Below are 6,129 nucleotides of genomic sequence, written 5' to 3'. Positions count from 1 at the left end.
CCCCCACCACCCTGACACGCCCACCCCGCCGCGCCGTCACCGCCGCCGCGGTCGCCGTGCTCGGCGTGCTCGCCCTGCTCCTGGCCGGGTGCACCGCCCAGACGCCCGGCCTGTTGTCCTCCTCCCCGTCCCCGGGGTATCTGTCCGCGGACGAGACCGTGCGGGAGATCCCCGCCGACCGGCGCGACGACCCGGTCACCTTCACCGGCACCACCGACACCGGGGAGCAGGCGGATTCCACCGTGTGGGCGGGCTCGGTCGTCGTGGTGAACTTCTGGTACGCCGCCTGCCCGCCCTGCCGTGCCGAAGCGCCGGACCTGGAAGCCCTCGCCCAGACATACCAGCCCGACGGTGTCGTGTTCATCGGCGTCAACGTGCGCGACAGCGCCGACACCGCCGCCGCGTTCGAGAACCAGTTCGGCATCACCTACCCGTCGATCATGGACGCCACCACCGGCACCGTGCAAGCAGCGTTCGCCGGGAAAGCCGCCCCCGGCGCCGTGCCCACCACCATCGTCCTGGACCGCACCGGTCGGATGGCCGCCCGCATCATCGGGCAACTCCCCACCCGCACCACCCTCGCCGCCCTCATCGACACCGTCCTCGCCGAGACGAGCCCCTGATGGGGGAGATCATCACCGCCGGCAGCATCTGGGCCGCCCTCCCCCTCGCCCTCCTCGCCGGGCTGGTGTCCTTCGCCTCCCCCTGCGTGCTCCCCCTCGTGCCCGGCTACCTCGGCTACCTCACCGGCACCACCACCACCGCGGGGGTCTCCCGGTGGCGGGCGCTGGCCGGGACCGGGCTGTTCACCCTCGGCTTCTCCGTCCTGTTCATCGGCTACGGGGCCGCGTTCGGCGCCCTGGGGGCCTGGCTCATCCGCTGGCAAGATCTCCTCACCCGCATCCTCGGGATCGTGGTCCTGCTGATGGGGCTCGTGTTCCTCGGCGTGTTCCGGCTCTTCCAACGCACCGCGAAACCCGCCATCCACCCACCCAGCGGGCTGGCCGGAGCTCCCCTGCTCGGCATCGCGTTCGGGCTCGGCTGGACCCCGTGCCTGGGCCCCACCCTCGCCGCGATCTCCGCCCTCAGCCTCACCACCGGCAACCCCGCCCGCGGCGCCCTCCTCGCCGTCACCTACTGCCTCGGTCTGGGGCTGCCCTTCATCGCCGCTGCGGCCGGCCTGAACTGGGCTACCGGAAGCATCGCGTTCCTGCGCCGCCACATCCGCACCATCAACATCACCGGCGGGGTCCTCATGATCGCCACCGGCATCGCGATGATCAGCGGAGCCTGGTCACTCCTCATCTCCAGCATCCAGAACCTCATCGGAGCCACCGTGCTCCCCCTCTAGCACGACCGACCGCCAGGACGGGCACCCCGGGCGGGCACCCCGGGCGGGCACCCCGGGCGGGCACCCCGGGCGGGCACGCCGCCCGGCAACGCCGACCGCAGTGACCGGCTCCCTCCGCATCAGAGAAAGGACAGACCATGCGACCCCACGGCACCCGTGACCGCGCCTCCATCCCGTCCGAGCCGGACCCGGCCCGCGGTTCCCCGGCGCTGGGGGCCGGGGGCGTCTGGGTCGCTGCCGCCGCCGCGGCCGCCGGGGTCGGGTCGGCGTACTGGGACGACTCCTGGCACACCACCCTCGGCCGGGACAGCACCTTCATCCCCCCGCACCTGCTGCTGTATGCGTCGATCCTCACCGTCGGGGTCGTGATCGCCGGGTGGGGGTGGCGGCGGCTGGCCGCCACCCGCTCCGTGGCCGCCGTGTTCCGCACTCCCGGGTTCGCCCTCGCGGTCGCCGCGGCGGTCGCGACCGCGGCGGCCGCGCCCGCCGACGCGTTCTGGCACACCGCGTTCGGGCGTGACGCGGTGCTCTGGTCGCCCCCGCACCTGCTATCGGTGATCGGCACCCTGTGCGTGCTGATCGGCCTGCTCACCGGCACCGACCGGCTCGTGCCCGCTCCGCCGCGGATCGCCCTGGCCGCAGGCGTGCTGGGGGCGGCACTGATCATCGTGATGGAATACGACACCGACGTGCCCCAGTTCACCGAGACCCTGTACCTGCCGCTGCTGCTGGCGACCACGCTCGGCGCGGCATGGGTGATCACCGCCCTGGTCCCCGGCCGCACCCGCATCGTCCTCGTCGTCGCCGGGTACCTGGTGTTCCGGGTGGTGCTGTGGGTGCTGCTCACCACCTCTGGGTGGCTCGCCCCCGACCTGCCGGTCGCGGTGGCCGGGCTCTTCCTGCTGGCCCTGCCCGTCCCCCGGTGGCGGTGGCCGGTGGCCGCCCTCGCCGTGACCACCCTGCAATTGCTGGCCTCCGGGACCGGGATCAGCAGCGTCCCACCCACCCCCGTCGCCTGGTCCGCCGTCGGCACCACCACGGTGATCATCGTCAGCATGATCGCCCTCACCGTGCGGCCGGGGACTCGCCTCCGATCCGGGGCCGCGGCCGCGGCCCTCACCCTTCTGCTGGTCGCCCTCGCCCCGCCCCCACCCGCGCAGGCGCACGACCCCGGCCAGGGCACCGCCTACGGCACCGCACAGAGGACCGTCACCGGCGACGGCACCGGGCAGCTGACCGTCACCATCACCGGCATCCGCCTCACCGACGACACCGGCCTCACCCCGTCCCGTCTGGTCGCCCGCCGCGCCGGAGAGGACCTCACCGCGCCGCTGCGCGCACAACCCGGCACCCCGCCTCCCGGTACCTTCACCGGGGAACTGGCACTGCCGTCACCGGGGCTGTGGTTCGTGTACGCCCAGTTCGCCACCGGCGAACGCACCCTCGAGGTGTGGGTGCCCGTCGATCAGCAGCTCACCGGCCCGCAGAGCCAGCAGCGCAACCTCTACCAGCCCGTCACCGCCCTCACCCCGTCACCGGGGCAGATCCTCCTCGGCGCCGTGCTCCTCGCCGTCTCGACGGCACTCACGGTCGCCGCGGCCGTCACCGTCGCCCGCCGCCGACGCGTCCTCCTTCCCGCCACCACCTGACCACGGCGAGGTCACCGCGTCTCGTCGCGGGCCGGCGGGCGACCTCGGCCCCGGCAACCGAAACGGTCGGGCACGATGAGCTGAGCACCTCTTGCATCCGCCTGCTGTGCTGCCGGAGGGCGCGGACGTGACTCGACGCGGCAACGGCGATGACGGTGGGCTTCTTCGGCCCGTGGGGTTATTCGGTGACGTTGATGATCATGGTCAGGCCGCCGGCGCCGTCGGTTTCGACGTTGTTGTTGGTGGTGTGGTGGTTGATGTGGCAGTGGATGAGCCACTGGCCGGGCTCGAGCGCGTTCCAGAGCACGTCGTAGCGTTGTCCCGGCCCGACGTTGATCGTGTCGGCCTGGAACTGCTGCGCCGTGGTGAGGGCCGCCCCGTCGCGGGCGACGACGGTGAACGGGCCGCCGTGGATGTGCATCGGATGGATGTCGTTGGTGTTCGAGCCGATGAACCGCACCCGGAGGGTCTCGCCCACCTTCATGTCGATGGTCTCGGTGGCCGGGTACGCCTTCCCGTTGATGGTGAAGTAGTTCGGCATGCCCCCTTCCATCGGCATCGCCGGATAGGTCAGCCCCTCCCGAGACAGCCACTCCTGCAGCTGAATCGTGTACTCGCGATCGGCAGGCGGCTGCAGGCCAGGGTCGGCGGGGTCGATGATCAGCGCCCCGTACAGGCCGAGGGCCTGCTGCCGGTCGGCGTGGTCGTGGGAGTGGTAGAAGAACGTGCCCCACTGCTTCACCGTGTACTCGTACCGGTAGGTGTCGCCGGGTTGGATGGGATCCTGGGTGATCCCGGCGGGCCCGTCCATCTCGTTGGGCACGTCCAGGCCGTGCCAGTGCACGGTCGTGGACTCGTCGAGCTCGTTGGTCACGTCGATGCGGATCCGGTCGCCCTGGGTGACCTGCAGCCGAGGCCCCGGGATCTGCCCGTTGTACGCGTACGCGTCGACGGTGACGCCGGGGAGGATCTCCCAGCGGATCTGCGACACGGTCAGCTCGAACACCCTCACCCCGTCCTCGATGCGGGCAGGTTCCAGCACCTCATCACCGCGGGTGTCCACGTCGTACGCGGCGGTCGCGGCCCGCGGGTCGACGGCGGCCATGTCCCGCATCGCCTCGGCGGGGGTGTCACGGGTCATGATCATCCCGGGCGGCATGATCAGCCCACCGACGTCGTGCGCGCTGAGAGTCATGTTGACGGCGTTCGCGGGGGCGACCATCCCGACCACGAGCGCGATCGCGGAGAACGCGCCGACCACGGTCAGCTGCGGCACGGTCACCGCTCCGGCGCCAGAAGGCTGGTGCGCCTCATGCCCCGACCCCGGCGACGACGCACCGCCCGCCGCCTGGTCGTGGCCGGCGTGCGCCTCCGGCGGCTGCGGGTTGTGCTGCGCGTGCGCGTCATGCTCCTGGGGGTGGCTGGCGGGCTGGGGGCGGACGGTCATCAGGCCGTGCTTGAGGCCCTTCTTCACCATCCACACGTTCACGGGGTAGGCGAGCACGAACCCGGCCGCGATCCCGAAGCTCATCACCGCCCAGAACAGCAACTCGGTGGGCAGCATGGCCCGCATGTCGCGGCCCATCATCAGCAGCGACATCACCGGCGCCATGCCCGCCATCATCAGGTTCATGCTGATGAACTCGGGCAGGAACGAGCGGCGCACGTTCTGCCAGTAGCTGCCGCCCATCATGTTCTTCATGAACAGGGCCTGGAACACGAACAACCCGAACGCGAACCCGGCGGCGTACTCGATGATCAGATCCAGCCACATCGGCAGGCCCAGCGACGCGACGACGACGGCGGCGACGATGATGCCGGTGGCATCGCCCGCGACGCAGTGAATGGTCGACCCGATGCCCTGCTTCCACAGCGGCCGGGTGAACTCCTCATGCTCTCCCGGCCGCGGCTCCTTGTCCGCGAGCACATACAGCAGCGCCCCGATCGGCCCCAGGTAGAGGGTGACCAGGATGAAGCCCCACTTCATCACCGCCGGCTCCGGGTTGTGACGGAACTGGTCCACCCCGACCCAGATCGTGCTGATCGCGACCAGCACGAACCAGGCGACCAGGAAATAGTCGATCGGTTGAATCAACCTCGCCCGCCTCTCCCTCGCACACGACTCCCCCACACCTTATACCCCCTATGGGTATTCTTTCAATCGGCGCCGCCTCGGGTGCCGACGGGTGCACGTGCCCGGTGGGGCGAACCTGACGCAGCCGAGACGATCGCGGCGGAGTTCAGCGACCCGTGCCGTCCTCAACGGCGCCGCCGAAGAAGTCCGCACCGGCAGACTCGACCCCGACGGCATCACGGCGATCCTGCTGCCCGCCTTCACCGACACCACGGCACCCCGAGGGCACTGATCCTTCCGCTCAGGAGACGGACGTCGTTCGGCGATAATCGAGAACGACGTGCCGGTGGACGCGATGTGGCTGCTCTGTCGGCGAAGGCGTGGAGGGCCTGCGGCCGGGCGGGATCCGGGAGACGCAAAGGTCGGATTGGTACAGTGAGGGACTATGCCCCGCGACCCCCGATCCCGGCCCGACCGGGTCATCGCGGCGGGGTGGTGGTCGGGGCGGCTGCTGACCATCCTGGGCCTGGCACTTGTGCTCATCATCGGCGGCTGGACCACCTCCCACACCACGGCTGACGCGCACGCCGACACCAGTGCGGGCTCCCCCGTCACGACCGGCTCTACCCCAGACTCGGGGGCACCGGTGGAGGGCCGGACGGCGTCGTCCTCTGCGGGGGTGTCCGTCGATGCGTCCGGGGCGTGGGGGTGCCTGATCGGGGTGGTGTGCACGCTGCTGGTACTGGCGGCCGTGACGGGGTTGCGGTTACAGAGCCGGCTGCGGATACTGCGGGTATCCCGTCCGGTGCGCGCGCCGCTGCTGGTGCCGGTGCCCGTGTCGCGGCGTCCGGCCGCGCCCTCACTGCTGCTGTTGTCGATTTCCCGAACCTGAGATCCGGCATGCCGCCCACCCATGGGCGGCATCTTCCCGCCCGCCCGTGTGCGGGCGCTGTGTGATGCCGATTTCTAGGTTTGGAGAATGTCTTGACGACCCGTATCACGGCGGCCCCCGTCGCCGGTCCGGTGCCGACGGCTGCGGCCGGTCACCGCCGCCC

The 6,129-nt window shown here is 71.1% G+C and carries 5 protein-coding genes; 4 read left to right on the top strand and 1 reads right to left on the bottom strand.

Features of this window, described 5'->3' with window-relative positions; genetic code table 11:
• The 3 genes from RR49_RS00280 to RR49_RS16155 form a co-directional block, all read left to right on the top strand.
• Positions 1-623: TlpA family protein disulfide reductase (locus RR49_RS00280; protein ID WP_245610923.1), on the top strand; the 623-nt coding region annotated here is incomplete at its 5' end.
• Positions 623-1,351: a cytochrome c biogenesis CcdA family protein gene (locus RR49_RS00275; RefSeq protein WP_045245724.1), complete on the top strand. Its 729-nt coding sequence runs from the start codon at positions 623-625 to the stop codon at positions 1,349-1,351. The genes RR49_RS00280 and RR49_RS00275, both read left to right, overlap by 1 nt.
• A gap of 137 nt (positions 1,352-1,488) precedes the next feature.
• Positions 1,489-3,000 carry a hypothetical protein gene (locus RR49_RS16155; RefSeq protein ID WP_048809504.1) on the top strand — a complete coding sequence of 504 codons (1,512 nt, stop codon included), beginning with the start codon at positions 1,489-1,491 and terminating at the stop codon, positions 2,998-3,000.
• 178 nt (positions 3,001-3,178) lie between these two features.
• Here RR49_RS16155 and RR49_RS00265 read toward each other — a convergent pair whose 3' ends face one another.
• A complete protein-coding gene (locus RR49_RS00265) occupies positions 3,179-5,095 on the bottom strand; it encodes a multicopper oxidase domain-containing protein (RefSeq protein WP_045245723.1) in 1,917 nt (638 codons plus the stop codon).
• Between the two features lie 424 nt (positions 5,096-5,519).
• Here RR49_RS00265 and RR49_RS00255 point away from each other — a divergent pair, with 424 nt between their 5' ends.
• Positions 5,520-5,966, top strand: coding sequence for a hypothetical protein (locus RR49_RS00255; protein WP_045245722.1), 447 nt, complete (start codon positions 5,520-5,522; stop codon positions 5,964-5,966).
• The last annotated feature ends 163 nt before the right edge of the window (positions 5,967-6,129 follow it).

Source organism: Microbacterium ginsengisoli (assembly GCF_000956535.1).
GTDB classification, from domain to species: Bacteria; Actinomycetota; Actinomycetes; order Actinomycetales; family Microbacteriaceae; genus Microbacterium; species Microbacterium ginsengisoli.
Note: the sequence above shows the minus strand (reverse complement) of the source record. Positions and strands in the feature narration are given on the sequence as shown.